At 61.3% G+C, this 17,747-nt stretch carries 10 protein-coding genes and 2 pseudogenes; 6 read left to right on the top strand and 6 right to left on the bottom strand.

Annotated elements, in window-relative coordinates; all coding sequences use genetic code 11:
* Positions 1 to 2 precede the first annotated feature (2 nt).
* Both thiE and HT737_RS11450 read right to left on the bottom strand, forming a co-directional pair.
* Positions 3 to 626, bottom strand: coding sequence for a thiamine phosphate synthase (gene thiE, locus HT737_RS11455; RefSeq protein WP_041065048.1), 624 nt, complete (start codon positions 624 to 626; stop codon positions 3 to 5).
* Between the two features lie 18 nt (positions 627 to 644).
* Entirely contained in the window at positions 645 to 1,442 is a 798-nt protein-coding gene (locus HT737_RS11450; protein ID WP_182402586.1) for a hydroxymethylpyrimidine/phosphomethylpyrimidine kinase, read from the bottom strand.
* 473 nt (positions 1,443 to 1,915) lie between these two features.
* Between HT737_RS11450 and HT737_RS11445 the strand changes: the two genes are divergently transcribed.
* The 4 genes and pseudogenes from HT737_RS11445 to HT737_RS11430 all read left to right on the top strand — a co-directional run bounded on the left by HT737_RS11445 (position 1,916) and on the right by HT737_RS11430 (position 8,416).
* Entirely contained in the window at positions 1,916 to 4,270 is a 2,355-nt protein-coding gene (locus tag HT737_RS11445) for a hybrid sensor histidine kinase/response regulator (protein ID WP_182402584.1), read from the top strand.
* 97 nt (positions 4,271 to 4,367) lie between these two features.
* On the top strand, positions 4,368 to 6,017 hold the full coding sequence (locus HT737_RS11440; RefSeq protein ID WP_182402582.1) for an acyl-CoA dehydrogenase family protein: 1,650 nt from the start codon (positions 4,368 to 4,370) through the stop codon (positions 6,015 to 6,017).
* A 192-nt stretch (positions 6,018 to 6,209) separates the two neighbouring features.
* Positions 6,210 to 7,708: pseudogene (gene amn / locus HT737_RS11435) on the top strand (AMP nucleosidase).
* 72 nt (positions 7,709 to 7,780) lie between these two features.
* Complete coding sequence (locus tag HT737_RS11430; RefSeq protein ID WP_041065061.1) at positions 7,781 to 8,416, top strand: pseudouridine synthase; 636 nt, start codon at positions 7,781 to 7,783, stop codon at positions 8,414 to 8,416.
* Here the strand turns inward: HT737_RS11430 and HT737_RS11425 are convergent.
* From HT737_RS11425 to aceK, 3 genes and pseudogenes are all read right to left on the bottom strand, one after another.
* A complete protein-coding gene (locus HT737_RS11425; RefSeq protein ID WP_003228500.1) occupies positions 8,411 to 8,620 on the bottom strand; it encodes a DUF2788 domain-containing protein in 210 nt (69 codons plus the stop codon). The two genes, HT737_RS11430 and HT737_RS11425, sit on opposite strands and share 6 nt — an antisense overlap.
* 220 nt (positions 8,621 to 8,840) lie before the next feature.
* Positions 8,841 to 12,700, bottom strand: a pseudogene (gene hrpA / locus HT737_RS11420) (ATP-dependent RNA helicase HrpA).
* A 288-nt stretch (positions 12,701 to 12,988) separates the two neighbouring features.
* Entirely contained in the window at positions 12,989 to 14,710 is a 1,722-nt protein-coding gene (gene aceK, locus HT737_RS11415) for a bifunctional isocitrate dehydrogenase kinase/phosphatase (protein ID WP_047292357.1), read from the bottom strand.
* Positions 14,711 to 14,929: 219 nt separating this feature from the next.
* Here aceK and HT737_RS11410 point away from each other — a divergent pair, with 219 nt between their 5' ends.
* Positions 14,930 to 15,823, top strand: coding sequence for a DMT family transporter (locus HT737_RS11410; protein ID WP_041070290.1), 894 nt, complete (start codon positions 14,930 to 14,932; stop codon positions 15,821 to 15,823).
* Between the two features lie 113 nt (positions 15,824 to 15,936).
* Here HT737_RS11410 and HT737_RS11405 read toward each other — a convergent pair whose 3' ends face one another.
* Positions 15,937 to 16,800 carry a DMT family transporter gene (locus HT737_RS11405; protein WP_182402580.1) on the bottom strand — a complete coding sequence of 288 codons (864 nt, stop codon included), beginning with the start codon at positions 16,798 to 16,800 and terminating at the stop codon, positions 15,937 to 15,939.
* 451 nt (positions 16,801 to 17,251) lie between these two features.
* Between HT737_RS11405 and HT737_RS11400 the strand changes: the two genes are divergently transcribed.
* Positions 17,252 to 17,747 (top strand): hypothetical protein (locus HT737_RS11400; protein WP_182402577.1); only part of this gene is annotated, 496 nt, incomplete at its 3' end.

Genomic DNA, 17,747 nt, shown 5'->3' with positions numbered 1-17,747 from the left:
AATCAGATTTTCAGAAGTTCGTTGAAGGCGCGGGCGCGGCGGGTCACTTCGGCGGTGCTCTGGGCACCGAACAAGCCGTGGACCACCGCCAGCAGGTCGACACCGTGGGCCACCAGCGGGGCGGCGTTGTCGAGGGTGATGCCGCCAATCGCACAGACCGGCAGATGCAGCTTGCGCTTGGCCTCGTCGAGCAGATCGAGGCTGCAGCTTGGCGCGCCGGGTTTGGTGCTGGAATTGAAGAAGCGACCGAAGGCGACATAACTCGCGCCTTCCTTGGCGGCCTGTTCAGCCAGTTCGAGCTGCGCATGGCAGGTCGAACCGATGATGGCTTTGGAGCCGAGCAGGGCGCGGGTCGGCGACAGCGGGCCGTCGGTCTGCCCCAAGTGCACGCCGACGTTCAGGCGCGCGGCCAGTTCGGCGTCATCGTTGATGATCAACTGCGTCTTGTAGCGCTCGCACAGGTCACGCAGGGCTTCGGCCTCGCGCAGGCGGCGGGCCTCGTCGCTGCTTTTGTCGCGGTATTGCAGCAGGGTGACGCCGCCTTCCAGCGCCGCCTCCACGTACGACAGAAACTTGCCCGCCAGCAACTGGCTGTCGGTGATGGCGTACAGGCCACGTAGTTTCATCAGGCAGACCTCACGACGTTACGAGCAAAAATCCAGCGGCAGACGACGCGGCACGAACTGGCCTTTGCCCAGTTGTTCGGCATCGCGCAGGGTGCGCCAGGTGTAATCCAGTGCCGTGCGTACGGCACTGGCGAGGTGTTCGCCCTGGGCCAGACGACCGGCGATAGCGCTGGCCAGGGTACAACCGGAACCGTGATAACTGCCTGGCAGACGCTGGCAATAGAAGGTGTCACGCAGGCCGTCACGGCCGTACAGGCGATTGTGGATTTCAGTTTCGTCGCCGTGGCCGCCGGTGATCAGCAGGTTTTTGACGAACGGCAGGAGTTTTTCCGCGCACTCGTCTGCGGTGCCTTCGGGCAGTTCAGCGAGGATTCGGGCTTCGGGCAGGTTGGGGGTGGCAATGATCGACAGTGGCAGCAGGCGCTCGCGCATCGCGTAACCGACTTCATCCTTGCCCAGTCGTCCGCCGCCGCCGGCACGCAGCACCGGGTCGCAGACCACCGGCAGGTGCGGGTGCGCAGAAAGCAGTTCGACCACGGTGTCGACCATTTCCAGCGAACCGAGCATGCCCAGTTTGACCGCAGAGACTTCGGAGTCGTTGAGCACGGCATTGGCCTGGGCCAGTACCCACTCACGGTCGAGGACGCGGAAGTCAGTGACGTTGACGGTGTCTTGCACGGTCAGGGCGGTGACGGCCGGAGCCGCGTGGCAACCCTGCGCGAGCAAGGCTTCGATATCTGCCTGCAAGCCGGCGCCACCACTGGGGTCGTGGCCGGAGAGACAGAGGACAACGGGGCGGGAGCTGTAAATATTCATGGTGCGCGAGCTTACCACCAAACCTGATTTTGGGGTTCAGTCCTGACGGTGTTTGGCTAGAGATTGTCTGACACATTGCGGCCATTAGTCGGGTAGCAATGGTGGCGAGGGGATTTATCCCCGATGCGCTGCGAAGCAGTCGCAAATCCATTTTACGAATCGTGTCTGAAAGAATCTGGTTGCATGGTTTGGGGCCGCTTCGCGACCCATCGGGGATAAATCCCCTCGCCACAGAGGTATGCACAACATGCGCCGTTGTAGCGAGTTGACCAACTCAACAGCTCTAGTCCGCAGCTTTGCTCTGAAACGCCCGTTCTAGAGCCTTTGCAGGAAAAATTTCGATGGTGCTCAATGGCCATCAACGGCTATGCTAGTCTGGATCCAAACCAATAACAGGTAATACCGGTTTTACGTCTACTCAAAGGGAATGGGGGGCTTCCTGACACAACCGGACGAGCCACGCTGGGGCTTCAATGCGCTATTTGCTGATGTTGCTGTTCTGCTTGCCCCTTCTCGCAAGCGCCGTCGAGTTCGACGAAAATACCCAGAGCCTCCCGCTGGGCCGCTCCTTGCAGGTGTTCGAAGACCCGAGCGGTCAGGCGAACATCGCCGACGTTCGCGCTCAAGCGGCGGCGGGCAATTTCAAACCCCACGACAAAGCCACGCTCAATGCCGGTTACTCGCGCTCGGCGTTCTGGCTGAAGATCGACCTGCATTACCGTCCGAACAATCCGGCCGCACAACGCACCTGGCTGCTGGAGCTGGCGTATCCGCCGCTCGATCACCTCGACCTTTATATGGCCGATGCCAATGGCGACTACCGGCTGATCCGGCAAACCGGCGACGCTTTGCCGTTCGCCAGTCGCGAAATCCGTCAGAACAATTACCTGTTCGACCTGACCTTCGCCCCTGACCAGCAAAAAACCGTGTACCTGCGTCTGGCCAGTGAAGGCTCGATCCAGGCCCCAGTAACGTTATGGTCGAGCACGGCTTACCTCGAAGACCAGCCAGTGCGCCTGTATGTGCTGGGGATTATTTATGGTGTGCTGCTGGGGATGCTGGTCTACAACCTGTTCATCTACCTGAGCGTGCGCGACACCAGCTACCTTTATTACATCTTCTACATCGCCTCGTTCGGCCTCTATCAACTGTCGGTGAATGGCGCGGCGGTCGAGTATTTCTGGCCGGACAATCCGTGGTGGGCCAACGCCGCCACGCCGTTTTTCATCGGTTGCGCCGGGCTGTTCGGCAGCCAGTTCGCCCGCAGTTTCCTGCAGACCAGAACCCACAGCCGCTGGCTCGACTATCTGCTGATCGCTTTGATTGCGTTCGGTGCGCTGGTGGTCGGGCTGTCGCTGATGACCAGTTACGCCTTGTCGCTGCGCCTGGCGACCCTGTTGGCGCTGGTGTTCACCGTGGTGATTTTCGCTGCCGGGATCCTCGCCTGGTGGCGCGGCTTGCGGGTGGCGCGTTATTTCATCATTGCCTGGTCGGCGTTTTTGCTCGGCGGTATCGTCAACACGCTGATGGTGCTCGGCTTGCTGCCAAACGTGTTCCTGACCATGTACGCCAGTCAGATCGGCTCGGCGATCGAAGTCGCGCTGCTGTCGCTGGCGCTGGCCGACCGCATCAACGCGATGCGCGAGCAACAGGCGCAGACCCTGTTCGATGCCGGGCAGAAACTCGAAGTGCTCAACCAGCAACTGGCGCACAGCAACAAGCTCAAGGATGAATTCCTCGCGACCCTGACCCACGAATTGCGCACGCCGATGAACGGCGTGATCGGTTCGCTGGAACTGATGCAGACCGTCGAGCTGGAGCCTGAACTGGAGCAATACCAGCAAACCGCCGCCGGTTCTGCGCGGGACATGATGCGCATGGTCAACGGCATCCTCACCCTCACCGAATTGCAGGCCGGCAAGCTCAAGGCGACGCCGGGCAGCTTCAGCCTGCGCGCGGTGGTCGAGGCCTTGCGCGTGCAGTTCGACGGCAACGCGGCGAGCAAGTCGCTGGACTTCAAGGTCGAGGTGCTGCCGACCCTGCCGGATCGCTTGCACGGCGACAGTGCAAAACTGGCGCAGTGCCTGGAGTGCCTGCTGGACAATGCGATCAAGTTCACCCGGGTCGGTGGTCTGGCGCTGCGGGTGACCGGCAAGCCGACGGCGGACAACCGTTTGGCGTTGTCATTTGCGGTGATCGACACCGGCATCGGTTTCACCGATCTGGGCGAGGCGACGCTGTATCAGCGCTTCTTCCAGCTCGACGGCTCGATGACCCGCGAATACGGTGGGCTGGGCGTGGGGCTGGCGATCTGTCGGCAACTGGTGGAGTTGCTCGGCGGCAAGCTCACCCATCGTTCCGAACCCGGGCGTGGCAGCCGTTTTCAGCTGGACGTCGAATTCGAACTGCCGGCGGTCGAAGCGGTGCCGAACCCGGCTCCGCTGCAGGAGCGGATCCGTGCGCCGCAGGACTGCACGGTATTGCTGGTCGACGACAACAGCGTCAATCAACTGGTGATGCGCGGCATGCTGCTCAAGCTCGGTTTCCGCGTGCGCACGGCGGACAACGGCGCGGCGGCACTCGATTGCCTGCAACGGGAAAATTTCGATGCGGTGCTGATCGATTGCCAGTTGCCCTTCCACGAAGGGGCGTCGCTGTGCTGCCAGATTCATGCGTTGCCCGGCTGCGCCAGTCTGCCGGTGTTCATGCTGGCGCAGGGCACGGATCGCGAGCATTGCGCGCCGGGTACGCGCATCGATTACCTGCACAAACCGGTGAAATTCGAAGACCTGCAGACGGCGCTGGAGCGTCGGGTGCTCAGCGCGTAACAGGGTGAAAGCGCCGACAGTTCGGCGCATATGACACTTTGATCAGCCACGGGCCGGTGCTTAACTGGATTCCTTGGCTGACCAAAGGAGCCCCGTCATGAACCTGCATCAGTTCGCCGAAACCCACGAAGTCACCAACCAGCCGCCATCGCTGGATGGCGCCAACCTGTACCGCATCGACCTGCCATTGCAGGAGTGGTCGCGCCGCTTTGGCGCCGGTTGGGCTGAGTCGCGGATCGATGCCTACGGTGCGCTGGCCGGCGGACCGCTGATGACAGCCGGGTTCCTCGCCAATCAGAACAAACCGGTGTTCGTCAGCCATGACCGTTACGGCCATCGCATTGATCTGGTGGAATTTCATCCGGCCTATCATGAGCTGATGCGCACCGCGATCGAACATGGCCTGACCTCGTCACCCTGGACTCATCCGCAGGACGGCGCGCATGTTGCCCGCGCCTCGATGAGCTATCTGCACAGCCAGGCCGAAGCCGGTAGCGGTTGCCCGTTGACCATGACGTTCGCCAGCGTCCCGGCCCTGCGTTTGCAGCCGGATCTGGCCGAACAGTGGCTGCCGAAAATCCTTGCCACCGAGTATGACCCGCGCAATGTCGGTATGGCGAACAAGGCCGGCGTGACCATCGGCATGGCGATGACCGAGAAACAGGGCGGCACCGATGTGCGGGCCAATACCACCAAGGCCTATCCGGTGGGCGCCAGTGGTCCGGGCCAGGCCTATGAACTGGTCGGGCACAAGTGGTTCTGCTCGGCGCCAATGTGCGATGCGTTTCTGACCCTGGCGCAAACCGACAAGGGGCTGACCTGCTTCCTGCTGCCGCGCCATCGTCCGGACGACACGCGCAATCAGTTCTACATCCAGCGCCTGAAAAACAAGCTCGGCAACCAGTCCAACGCCTCCAGTGAAGTGGAGTTTCGCGGCGCGCTGGCATGGATGGTCGGCGAAGAAGGGCGCGGCGTACCAACCATCATCGAGATGGTGGCGATGACCCGTTTCGACTGCATGGTCGGCTCCAGCTCGCTGATGCGTCAGGCGCTGACTCAGGCCAGCCATCACTGCGCGCACCGTTCGGTCGGCGGCAAACTGCTCAGCGAGCAACCGTTGATGCAGAACGTGTTGGCCGATCTGGCGCTGGAAAGCGAGGCCGCACTGGCGCTGAGCCTGCGCATGGGCAAGGCGCTGGATCATCTGGATGACCGCCACGAAGCACAATTCGCCCGTCTGGTGACGGCGGTGGGCAAGTACTGGATCTGCAAACGCGCCCCCGGAATGATCAACGAGGCCGCCGAGTGCATGGGCGGCGCCGGGTATGTCGAGGAGAGCATTTTGCCGCGGCTGTATCGCGAAGCACCGGTCAACTCGACGTGGGAAGGCTCGGGCAACGTGCAGTGCCTCGACGTGCTGCGTGCACTGTCGAAAGAGCCGGGTGTGCTCGATGTGCTGTTCAGCGAGTTGGGCAACGGCCATGGCGACAAGCGTCTGGCCGCGCATATTCAGCAGTTGCAGGCGCAGTTCAAGGACACCAGCGATATTCAATACCGCGCGCGGCAACTGACTGAAGATATAGCGCTGGGGTTGCAGGCCAAGTTGTTGCTGGAGGCGGGGAATGCGGCGGTCAGTGATGCGTTTATTGCCAGCCGTCTGAACGGTGGCGGCCGGGTCTATGGCGCATTGCCGCGTGGGCTTGATGTCGAAGCCATCGTCGCCCGCTCAACCCCGCAGGGTTTCTGACCCCGGTCCTTCGAACACTGCAAAACCCTGTGGGAGCTGGCTTGCCAGCGATGGCGACCTGTCAGTCAACATTGATATCGAATGTGCCGGCCTCATCGCTGGCAAGCCAGCTCCCACTGGGATTCGCTTTGTTTGAAAGATTTGGGTACAGCCACAACGCCACTGTTCCCGTGAGACCACGATGCAGGCAAGATGAAGCTCTGCAAGTCAGAACACAGGAAGCTGATCGTGACCGAAGCGTTTATTGTCGTTCAAACCGCCGAGCAAGCCGTGGATCGTCTGGCCGAGCTGCATGAGCGGGCCACCACTGCGCTGAACTCGGCGCTCAAGCGTTACCTCAAGGATCGCGTCGAGCCTGACGCCGAACAGCGTGCTCTGTTTCGTTACCCCGAACTGCGTCTGACCTACCTGTGTCAGGGCGAAGTCCCGCAGACCACCCGCGCCTACGCCAAGGTGCAACTGCCGGGCACTTACAGCGTCACCGTCACCCACCCCAAGGCGTTCCGCAAATACCTGCTGGAACAACTGGTGCCGTTGATGCACGACTTCACCGTGACCGTGGAAGTCGGCGTCAGCCAGCAGAACATTCCGTACCCGTACGTGGTCGAGCAGGGCGATGAGCTGGCCGGCTCCGGCGTCACCGCTGCGGTGCTGGCGCGAGTGTTCCCGAGTACCGACCTGTCCGCCGCCACCGATGGCATCGCCGACGGCCTCTACGACTGGGAAAACACCGATCCGCTGCCGCTGGCGCTGTTCGACGCCGCGCGGGTCGACTTCTCGCTGCGTCGTCTGGTGCACTACACCGGCAGCGACTGGCGCCATGTGCAGCCGTGGATTCTGCTGACCAACTACCATCGCTACGTCGACCAGTTCATCGTCCATGGCCTGGAGCAACTGCGCAACGACCCGCGTTTCGTGCGTATGGTCCTGCCGGGCAATGTGATCATCGAGAAGGGCATGGATCACGGCGAAGCCTCGGCGATTGCCGCTGGCGTGGTCTGGCACCGCTACCAGATGCCGGCCTATCACCTGATCGCCAACGACGGCCATGGCGTGACCCTGGTCAACATCGGCGTCGGCCCGTCCAACGCCAAGAACATCACCGACCACCTGGCGGTGCTGCGTCCGCATTGCTGGCTGATGATCGGCCACTGCGGCGGCCTGCGTCAGTCGCAGACCATCGGCGACTACGTGCTGGCACACGCCTACATGCGTCGTGACGGGATTCTCGATCGCGTGGTGCCACCGAACATTCCGATTCCGGCGCTGGCCGAAGTGCAACTGGCGCTGCAACAAGCCGCGGCCAATATCACCGGCGAGAAGGGCGAGGAGCTGAAAAAGCGTCTGCGCACCGGCACCGTGCTGACCTACGATGACCGTAACTGGGAATTGCGCTGGGCGCAGGAACGTCCGTTGATCAACCTGTCCCGCGCCGTTGCGGTGGACATGGAAAGCGGCACCATCGCCGCCCAGGCTATCGCCTGCGGGTGCCTTACGGCACGTTGCTGTGCGTCTCGGACAAACCGCTGCACAGTGAAATCAAGCTGCCGGGTTCGGCCAACGCGTTCTACGAGCGCGCGGTCAGCCAGCACTTGAAGATCGGCATCGCGGCGGTGGATCTGCTGCGCACCGAACTCAACTCGCTGCACTCGCGCAAACTGCGCAGCTTCGACGAGCCGCCGTTCCGTTAACGGTTAGTCGTGGTCATTTGGCGGTCGGGGCACTAGCATTAGCAGCCCTGACCGTCAGATGTTCTTTTCGCCATGTCCCGTCCCCCGCGTCCTCCTTCCCGCCGCCCTGGCGCGAAGCCTTCCCCCTCAGCGCCACGTCGTGTCGCCAAGGCGCCGCCGGCCGAGCCGAAGCTGATCCTGTTCAACAAACCGTTCGATGTGCTGACGCAGTTCAGTGACGAAGGCGGGCGGGCGACGCTCAAGGATTTCATCGATGTGCCGGGCATTTATCCGGCCGGACGTCTGGATCGCGACAGTGAAGGTTTGTTGCTGCTGACCAATGACGGTCAGTTGCAGGCGCGGATCGCCGACCCGAAACACAAGTTGCCGAAGACGTACTGGGTGCAGGTCGAAGGCGAGCCGACGGCTGAACAACTGCAGCGCCTGCGCGACGGTGTCGAGCTGAACGACGGCATGACTCTGCCCGCCGAGGCGCGGCAACTGGATGAGCCTGAACTGTGGCCACGCAATCCGCCGGTACGCTTTCGCAAAAGCGTGCCGACCCGTTGGCTGGAGTTGGTGATTCGTGAAGGACGCAACCGTCAGGTACGGCGGATGACTGCCGCGGTGGGGCTGCCGACGTTGCGGCTGGTGCGGGTGCGGATTGGCGACTGGACGCTCGAAGGGCTCGATCAGGGCCAGTGGAAGGAAGTGCCGGCGCGGTTATAGAGCGCCGGATTCGATCAGGCCGATTACCACGCTCTTGATGATGAACGCGGCCACGCCCAGACCCAGCACGAAGAACAGAATGAACGAGCCGAAGCGCCCGGCCTTGGACTTCTTCGCCAGATCCCAGACGATGAATCCCATGAAAATGATCAGGATGCTGACCAGGCCAGTCATCATCCACTCTTCGAATACTGCAGGATCCATCGGGCATCTCCGGCGCGCACAGGGCTGAAAGGGCTGGGCGATTATACGCCTGGGGTGGCTGGGGACGCATTGATCTGCGTCGGTGTGCCGCACCTCTACCACGCGGCCCCCCTGTAGGAGCTGCCGAAGGCTGCGATCTTTTTGATCTTTGAAAAAGCAAAAATCAAAAAAGATCGTCMGMCCTGCGGCAGCTCCTACAGAGGCGATGCAGGGTTGGGGATCAAGCCTCGACCTGACTCCATTGCTTGCTCAGCCGCTTGTCCGAGATCGGCACTTTCGTTCCCAACTGCTGGGCGAACAGCGACACCCGGTATTCCTCCAGCCACCAGCGGTACAACTCCAGCTGCGGATCGCGTTTACCTTCCTGGGCATGTTTCGCCGCGCGGACCTGGTATTGCGCCCAGAGGCCGGCCAGTTCACCGCTCCAGACGCGATCCTTCTGTACTTGCGCACCGAGTTTCTCGAAACGCTGCTCGACCGCCTTCAGATAGCGCGGCAACTCCTTGAGCCATTGCATCGGTGTTTCCCGGACGAACCCCGGATACACCAGATGGCTGATTTGCTGCTTGATGTCATTCAGCGCCACCGCCTGAGCCAGATCGATCTTGCCCTTGAAGCGCTTTTGCAGGCCGTGCCACAGCTTGAGAATCTCCAGGGTCAGCCGCGCCACGCGCTCGGCGTGTTCGGTCCAGCTGCCGCGTTTGCGTTCGGCCAATGCCGCCAGCCCGGCACCGTCACGCGGCAACGGGTCTTCGCCTTCCAGAATGCAGCTGTCGAGACTGGCCAGCAGAATGTCTTCCACCAGCGCGTCCACTCGGCCCAACTCACGATACAGCAGGCCCAGCTCGGTGATGCCCGGGAGTTTGCTGCGCAGGAACTTCGCCGGCTCCGCCAGTTGCTGCATCAGCAGCCGCTGCAAGGCGCGGCGATGCTGGAATTCGGCTTCGGCCGGGGTCGAAAACCGCCCTTCCTTGACCGTGCCGCCTTCTTCCACCAGTGCCGGATAGACCGTCATCGACAGGCCGGCAATCTTCTGCTGAGTCTTTTTCCGCCACCGGAGCGAAGACCTTGGCCTCCACCGGTTGCTGACTTTTTCGCACTTTGCGGCACGGCCAAAGCCGCTTGACTGGCTTCGGCGAAGCGCGCGGTGAGCTCGGCCAGATCGCGTCCCTCACCAAGAAACTTGCCTTGGCCGTCGACGATTTCCAGGTTCATCCGCAGATGGCTTTCGACCTGCTGCGCCGCTTCCGCCCACGCCTCATCGCTGACTCGGGCGCCGGTCATGCGCAGCAGTTCGCGACCCAGCGATTGCGGCAACGAACCCTCAGCGAAGGTCATGCGCTGCAACGCCGCTTTGATGAAATCCGGCACCGGCACGAAGTTTTTGCGCAGGGCTTTCGGCAGATTGCGCACCAGCGCAATGCACTTGGCCTCGATCAGCCCCGGCACCAGCCATTCCAGACGCTCCGGCGGCAGCATCGGCAGCAGCGGTGCCGGCACGCGCAGGGTCACGCCGTCGCGCGGGTGATTGGGTTCGAAGTGGTAGCTGAGCGCCAACTCCAGATCGCCGATGTGCAACGTGTCCGGGTAGTCGCGCGCGGTGACTTCGCTGGCCTCGCGGGCCAGCACGTCCTCTTCGCGCATGATCAGCAGCTGCGGGTTCTTCTGGCTGTTGACCCGATACCAACTGTCGAAGGTCGCGGTCTGGTGAATCTCCGCCGGCAACCGCGCATCGTAGAACGCGTACAGGGTTTCTTCGTCAGCGAGGATGTCGCGGCGCCGGGCCTTGGCTTCCAGTTCGTCGAGCTGTTCGAGCAATTGTTTGTTGGCGCTCAAGCATTTGGCTTTCGACTGAATCTCGCCACGCACCAGGCCCTCGCGGATAAACAGCTCACGCGACACCACCGGATCCACCGGGCCGTAATGCACCGGGCGGCGACCGACCACGATCAGCCCGAACAGGGTAATCTGCTCGTAGGCCACAACCTGGCCGCGCTTCTTCTCCCAGTGCGGTTCGAAGTGGTTTTTCTTGATCAGGTGCCCGGCCAGCGGTTCGATCCAGTCGGCGTCGATCTTGGCGACCATGCGCGCGTAAAGCTTGGTGGTTTCCACCAGTTCGGCGGTCATCAGCCACTGCGGGCGTTTCTTGCCGATGCCCGACGACGGATGAATCCAGAAGCGCCGCTGACGGGCGCCAAGGTAATCGCCGTCTTCGGTTTTCTGACCGATCTGGCTGAGCAATCCGACCAGCACCGCTTTGTGCAGTTTCGGGTAATCCGCCGGTTCCTTGTTGAGGCTCAACTGCATGTCGCGGCAGATCAGACTCAGCTGGCGATGGGAATCACGCCACTCGCGCAGACGCAGGTAATTGAGGAAATTCTTCCGGCACCAGTTACGCAGTGGGCTGGCGGTCAGCGCTTGGCGCTGTTCTTCAAAACCACGCCACAGATTGACCAGACCGGCGAAGTCCGAATCGCTGTCCTTCCACTGCGCGTGGGCCTGATCCGCCGCTTGCTGACGCTCCGGCGGACGCTCGCGCGGGTCTTGAATCGACATCGCACTGGCGACGATCAGCACTTCCTGCAAGCTGCCGAGCCTGGCCGCTTCGAGCAGCATGCGGCCCATGCGCGGGTCCACCGGCAGGCGCGCCAACTGGCGCCCGAGCGGGGTCAGCTGACTGTTGCGGTCCACCGCCGAGAGTTCTTGCAGCAGGTTGAAACCGTCGCTGATCGCCTTGCCGTCCGGCGGCTCGATGAACGGGAACGCGGTGATCTCACCGAGGCGCAGGTGCAGCATCTGCAAGATCACGGCGGCAAGGTTGGTGCGCAGAATTTCCGGGTCAGTGAATTCCGGGCGACCGAGGAAATCTTCCTCGCTGTACAGCCGCACGCAAATCCCCGGTTCGACCCGGCCGCAACGACCTTTACGCTGATTGGCACTGGCCTGGGAAATCGCTTCGATCGGCAGGCGTTGGACCTTGGCGCGATAGCTGTAGCGACTGATGCGCGCGGTGCCGCTGTCGATCACGTACCGGATGCCCGGCACGGTCAACGAGGTCTCGGCGACGTTGGTCGCCAGCACCACGCGGCGTCCCGGATGCGACTGGAAAATCCGCTGCTGTTCAGCCGGCGACAGGCGCGCGTACAGCGGCAGGATTTCGGTGTGTTTGAGCTGAGCCTTGCGCAGCATGTCGGCGGCGTCGCGAATCTCGCGCTCGCCGGGCAGGAACACCAGCACATCGCCGGGACTGCGGCGTTCACTGCGCTCGTAGGCGGCGATCTCGTCGAGGGTGGCGAGGATCGCCTGATCGACGGTCAGGTCGTCTTCGACGCGGTTGCCTTCTTCATCCTGCTCAAGCGTCAGCGGGCGATACCAGGTTTCAACCGGGAAGGTGCGGCCGGACACTTCGACAATCGGCGCGTCATCGAAATGCCTGGAGAAGCGCTCCAGATCGATGGTCGCCGAGGTGATGATGACTTTCAGGTCCGGACGACGCGGCAGCAGGGTTTTCAGGTAACCGAGCAGGAAGTCGATGTTCAGGCTGCGTTCGTGAGCTTCGTCGACGATGATCGTGTCGTAGCGTTCCAGATAACGGTCATTCTGGGTTTCCGCCAACAGGATGCCGTCGGTCATCAGTTTGATCAGGGTGTTGGCATCGCTCTGATCTTCGAAACGCACCTGATAACCGACCAGCGCGCCCAGTGGCGTACCGAGTTCTTCGGCGACCCGACTGGCCACACTGCGCGCCGCGATTCGGCGCGGCTGGGTGTGGCCGATCAAGCCATGCTGACCGCGACCGATTTCCAGGCAGATTTTCGGCAACTGCGTGGTTTTACCCGAACCGGTTTCGCCGGCAATGATCAGGACCTGATGCTTCTCCAGCGCAGCCTTGATCTCATCGCGCTTGGCGGCAATCGGCAGGCTGTCGTCGTAACGAATCACCGGCAGGCTGGCACGGCGCGCCAGCACCTGATCACTGGACGCCTGCAGGCGCGTCACCCACTGGGCCAGTTTGGCCTCGTCGGGTTTCTTGCGCAGCTCGAGCAACTGCCGCCGCAGCCGGTGACGGTCGGCGAGCATGGCGTGATCAAGGTTTTTCAGCAGTTTGTCGATGGAGGGCGATTCGTCGGTCATCGGGTACGCAATTCGGTCGTCTATATGTGCAGAGGGCCGATTGTCGCAGATTTGCGTCACTGAACACGACTGCGAGGTGCTTTTGTGGCGAGGGGATTTATCCCCGATCGGCTGCGCAGCAGTCGCCGACTGGATATGAAAGTCGGACTGAAGCGTCTGAGTTGAAGGTTTTTGGGGGGTGCTACGCACCCCATCGGGGATAAATCCCCTCGCCACAATGTGTTTACCCGGGCGTCATTCATTATCCAGCCCTTTGCGGCGGTAAGGGAATACGTCGATGACTTTGCCGGCGCGAATCGCCTCCTGCAGACCCTTCCAGTAATCGGCGTTGTACAACTCGCCGTGCAGTTGATCGAACAGTTTGCGCTGCCCGGCATCGGCGAACAGGAACGGCGGAAACTCCTCGGGAAACACGTCCAGCGGCCCGATCGAGTACCAGGGCTCGGAAGCCATTTCGTCCTCGGGGGTGCGTGGCGCGGGGATGTGGCGGAAGTTGGCTTCGGTCAGGAAGCAGATTTCGTCATAGTCGTAGAACACCACCCGCCCATGCCGGGTAACGCCGAAGTTCTTCAGCAGCATGTCACCGGGAAAGATATTGGCCGCCGCCAGTTGCTTGATCGCCAGGCCGTAATCCTCCAGTGCCTCGCGCACCTGCGCTTCGTTGGCGTTGTCCAGATAGAGGTTGAGCGGGGTCATGCGGCGCTCGGTCCAGCAGTGGCGGATCAACACCGTGTCGCCTTCGACCGAGACCGTCGACGGCGCGACGTCAAGCAGCTCTTCCAGGCACGCCGGATCGAACTTGCTCAGTGGAAAACGGAAGTCGGCGAATTCCTGGGTATCGGCCATGCGCCCGACGCGGTCGACACTTTTCACCAATCGGTATTTTTCGATCACCGTCGCCCGGTCGACGTTTTTCGACGGCGAGAAACGGTCCTTGATGATCTTGAACACGGTGTTGAAGCCCGGCAGGGTGAACACGCTCATGACCATGCCGCGCACGCCCGGCGCCATGATGAATTGATCGTCGGTGTTGGCCAGGTGATTGATCAGCGCGCGGTAGAACTCGGACTTGCCGTGTTTGTAGAAGCCGATCGAGGTGTACAGCTCAGCGATGTGCTTGCCCGGCAGAATGCGCCGCAGGAAACCGATGAACTCCGCCGGCACCGGCACATCGACCATGAAATACGAACGGGTGAAAGAGAAGATGATCGACACATCGGCTTCGTCGGTGATCAGCGCGTCGATCTGAATCCCGCGGCCTTCGCGGTGCAGCAGCGGAATCACCAGCGGCCACTGCTCGTTGGGGGTGTAGATGCGCCCCACCAGATACGCGCCTTTGTTGCGGTACAGCACCGAGGAAAACAGCTCGACGCTCAGCTCCGGATCCTTGCACACCCAGTCCGGCAAATTCTCGCGCAGTTGCGCTTCGAGGCGCTGCAGATCGCCGGGCAGATCGGCGTAATCCTCGCTGAAACGGTAGTCGGCAAAGATGCTCGCAAGCATCGACGACAACTGGCCCTGCGGCTTATAGGTGCGGGTTTGCGCAGCCCGGGCGCGGCGCAGGCTCGGCCGGGTGGTGTGGATGAACATGCAGCCGTCGCTGATCAGGTCGTGGCTGAACAGCCCGCAGAAGATCGAGTTGTACCAGGTCTCGGACAGCTCATCGTCGAAGCGCAGGTCGATCACGCTGATGTAGGCACTTTTCACCAACGGCCAGCTGCCGACATTCATCAACGTCTCGTCGTCGAAATGCTCGCGCAGGCGGGCGATGGTTTCGCCGACCTTTTCCTCGTAGAGATTGATCCGCGCCGCCGAGGCGGTCTGCGTTTCCTGCCAGCGCGCCTGCTCGAAGCGCTCGCGCGCGCCATCGGTAATCCGCCGGAAGTGCTCGCGGTAATCGTCAAAGCCATCGAGGATCATGCGGGCGATGTCGGTGGCTGGCCATTGCTGCGGCATAGATGAGACCTCGGCGTGCAAGTGGAAATCTGTGCCTGAGCTTAGCCACGGAACCGGGTGCAGGTGAAGTGCAATTTCTGCCAAAACCGGAACGCCAGCGCACATCGCTGGCATTTTTCACCAGGCAACCCGCTGCAGCGAATTAAATGCCCGATTAGCGGTTGCCATCGCCGGGGCGCTCGGCAACACTCTCGTCCCGATCAAGGAAGGAGTGCCATCGTGAGCGCTGTCGATATTTTCCGCATGCTGTCGCTGGCAGCCATCTGGGGCGCGAGTTTCCTGTTCATGCGCATTATTGCGCCGGTGATCGGCACCATTCCGACCGCGTTCTTTCGGGTGTCGATAGCGGCCGTCGGGCTGCTGGTGATTCTCGGGTTGATGCGCATCAGCTGGGACTTCAAAGGCAAACTGAAAACGGTGATGTTGCTGGGGGTGATCAACTCGGGGATTCCGGCGACGCTGTATTCGGTGGCGGCGCAAGTGTTGCCGGCCGGTTACTCGGCAATCTTCAACGCCACCACGCCGTTGATGGGCGTGTTGATTGGCGGGCTGTTTTTCAGTGAAAAACTCACTGCCGCGAAGCTGACCGGGGTGTTTCTCGGCTTGTTCGGGGTCGGTGTGCTGACGCGTGCAGGGCCGGTGGCTTTCGATCTGCCATTGCTCATGGGCGCCCTCGCCTGCCTGCTTGCCACCACCTGCTACGGTTTCGCCGGATTTCTCACGCGACGCTGGCTGGATCACAGCGGTGGGCTCGACAGTCGTCTCTCAGCCGTGGGCAGCATGCTCGGCGCTTCGCTGTTTCTCTTGCCGCTGTTCGGCTACAGCGTGATCACCGCACCACCGGCAAGCTGGGGCGGCTGGAGTGTATGGCTATCGCTGCTGGGCCTGGGTCTGGGTTGCACCGCGTTCGCCTACATCATCTATTTCCGCTTGCTCAGTTCCATCGGCCCGGTCAAATCGATGACCGTCACCTTCATGATCCCGGCGTTCGGCGTGTTGTGGGGTGCGTTACTGCTGGATGAGCCGCTGTCGATGGCTCACTTGTACGGCGGGGTGTTGATTGCGCTGGCGTTGTGGTTGGTGTTGAAGCCGGCGGTAGCAACCGCCCGCTGATTGGCGGCGTCGATAAGTCAGTCTTCGCGAGCAAGCCCACATTTGGAATGCATTCCCCTGTGGGAGCGAGCCTGCTCGCGAAGGCGGCCGAACAGCCGCGATCAGTTTACGGATCAGCCGGTTTTACGGAACACAAACGCCAGACCGACAATGATCAACAGCATCCCCAGCACACTCAGCGTCGCCAGACGATTGCCGAAAATCAGATAGTCCATCAGCGCCGTCACCGCTGGCACCAGATAGAACAGACTGGTGACGTTCACCAGATTGCCCCGAGCGATCAGGCGGTACAGCAACAGCGTCGCCAGCACCGACACCACCAGTCCCATCCACAACACCGGCACGATGAAACCGGCGCTGTGCTCAAAGTGGAACGGTTGAAACGGCACAAATATCCCGCACAACAACAGTCCGGCTAGGTATTGCACTGGCAGCGTGCCGAGGGGATTGTCGGTGATGCGTTTCTGCATGATCGAACCCAGAGTCATGCTCGCCAGTGCAAGCAGGCCGAACAGCATCCCGGCCCAAGACATCCCCGCCAGACCGATCCCCTGGTAAACCACCATGATCAGCCCGGCCAGGCCCAGCGCCAGACCGAACATCCGGCTCGCCGAGCGCTGCCGCTCCATCAACACCACAGTGAGGATCGGCTGTACGCCCATGATGGTCGCCATCACCCCCGGCGTGACTTTGGTGTTGAGCGCCAACAGATAAAAAATCTGATACGCGCCCAACAACACCAGGCCCGTTGCAATCGCGAACAGCATCGGTTTGCCACCCTTGGGCAGCTTCAACTTGAGCAGCGGCGTCAACAGCAGCAGCCCGCACAGGGCGATCACAAAGCGAATCAATAGAAAAGCAAAGGGCGAGGCATGGGCCAGGCCCCATTTGGAGAAGATCGCACCACTGCTCCACAGCAGAACGAACAGGCTCGTGGACATCGCCGCGAGCGCGGATTGTTTCGAAAGGACAAACATGAATACCACCTGTAGTCAGGCAAATAGCCAACTCAGCCGAGGCTGAAATTCAGTAGGTGTTTCTGGCGGGCGCAGGGGTCAGCAAAGAATGCCGATCAGCCCGAAACGCCAACGCCCGGCGGTGATACGACGGCGCACACCGGCGTGCTACTGACAGGTGGAGGGTAATGACTGATCTGCCCGGGCTGCTGATTCCCGCACGGCACGACGCCAGCGTTGACCGCTGAATCGACTACCGCGTTGATGAGGGATGCAGGCATTGGGACTGATCTTTTTTGAAGGATTTGAAATGTGAATCAGCTGATTCACGAGCGCCGACTATAACCAGCGCGGGACATGGATTGCAATGATTTGGCCAAAGGGCCAGCAGGGACAGTTGGCGGCGAGGTGAATAGGCTGATGAGCAACGGATAGGCCCATTGATGGGGAGACACGGAATGCTCGGGATCACATGCCAAGGGAACGGACATATTTGCGGTATCAGGTCTATCGGTCAGAGGCGCGGAAGCAGGCCGGTATTACTTTTGCCAAACTGCAGAAAGATCTGCAACAGAACGGGATCGTGGATCTGGACCACTCCAGAGTTCGTTTTGAGGCCATCGATGCTCTGGCCCTGAATGCCTATGAACAATGGCTTGATCCTCATTTTTCCTGGCAGGAAGTTGTCAGGTGGAAGGCCAGAGAACCGATGGCGTTCGATTTGGCAATCTGGTTTGATCAAGAGCTTTGCGGACTTTGCTTCGCGAATCCTAACCAGAGCAGGTTGCGCGTGAAAATCGTGCGCCTTGAAGGCCAACCGGGAACGGATCACCCTCTCAAGAGCCGCATCGCCACGTTTGCCTTGACCGCCGTTACGCACTTCGCACGAATCATAGGCAGCGAACAAATAGAAATTCAGGAACCTCTTCCAGCAGTAGTTCCTCTTTACAGGCAACTGGGTTTTGAGT

The sequence above is a fragment of the Pseudomonas sp. MD195_PC81_125 genome, assembly GCF_014060985.1.
Taxonomy (GTDB): domain Bacteria; phylum Pseudomonadota; class Gammaproteobacteria; order Pseudomonadales; family Pseudomonadaceae; genus Aquipseudomonas; species Aquipseudomonas parakoreensis.
The sequence above is the reverse complement of the archived record's forward strand: the minus strand, read 5'-3'. Positions and strand labels throughout refer to the sequence as shown.